General features: G+C 52.7%; 1 protein-coding gene. It reads left to right on the top strand.

Features of this window, described 5'->3' with window-relative positions; translation table 11 throughout:
- Positions 1-27: 27 nt before the first annotated feature.
- A partial coding sequence (locus tag A918_RS0113550) for a CaiB/BaiF CoA-transferase family protein (protein WP_028233803.1) occupies positions 28-1,120 on the top strand: 1,093 nt, incomplete at its 3' end.

Genomic DNA, 1,120 nt, shown 5'->3' with positions numbered 1-1,120 from the left:
GGGTTTTTCATATCCGGAGCAAATCTGATGCAGGCGCCGTTGGAAGGCATTAAAGTCGTTGAACTGGCACGTATTCTTGCAGGGCCGTGGATCGGCCAGACATTGGCTGATCTCGGTGCCGATATCATTAAAGTAGAAAGCCCTGAGGGCGATGATACCCGCAAATGGGGTCCGCCTTATATTGACGACGGTGCGGAACAGTCAGCCGCCTATTATCATGCCTGCAATCGCGGTAAACGCTCGATCATCTGCGATTTTCGTGAAGATGCAGGGCGTGAGACCGTACTCAAACTCATCAAAGATGCCGATATTGTCATCGAGAATTTCAAACTCGGCGGCCTGAAAAAATACGGCCTTGATTATGAAACCCTGAAGGAAGTCAATCCGCGTCTGATCTATTGCTCCGTCACCGGTTTCGGTCATGACGGGCCTTATGCAGCGCGTGCCGGTTATGATTTCATGATTCAGGGCATGAGCGGCATTATGGATATTACCGGCGAGCCGAAAGGCGAGCCGCAGAAAATCGGCGTGGCACTGGTCGATATTATCACCGGTCTTTACGGTGTCATCGGTATTCAGTCCGCGCTGCTGCATCGTCAGGTAACAGGTCTCGGTCAGCATATTGATATGTCACTGTTTGATTGCATGACCGGCGTTCTCGCCAATCAGGCAATGAATTTCCTCGCTTCCGGCGTAGCGCCGAAACGTCTCGGCAATGCGCATCCGAATATTGCGCCTTATCAGACATTGCCGGTGAAAGACGGCTATTTCATCATCGCCTGCGGTAATGACGGTCAATTCGCCAAACTGGCAGGTTTGCTGGAGCTGTCGGAACTGGCTGAGGATGAGAAATTCCGCACCAATGCGGCCCGCGTACAAAACCGTGATGAACTGACAGCTCAGCTTGAAGCAAAAACATCTGCATGGTTGCGCGATGATCTGTTAGCCGCACTGGAAAAGCTCGCTGTACCGGCAGGGCCGATCAATACAATTGCCGACGTGTTCAGTGACCCGCAATTCATCGCCCGCCAGATGCGTGTGGACAATCAAGGTGTTCCGGGACTGCGCACGCCGCTGAAATTCTCCAATGCAGAGCTTAAAACAGGTCTGCGCTCCCCGC

The organism is Pseudochrobactrum sp. AO18b (assembly GCF_000409565.1).
GTDB lineage: Bacteria > Pseudomonadota > Alphaproteobacteria > Rhizobiales > Rhizobiaceae > Pseudochrobactrum > Pseudochrobactrum saccharolyticum.
Note: the sequence above shows the minus strand (reverse complement) of the source record. Positions and strands in the feature narration are given on the sequence as shown.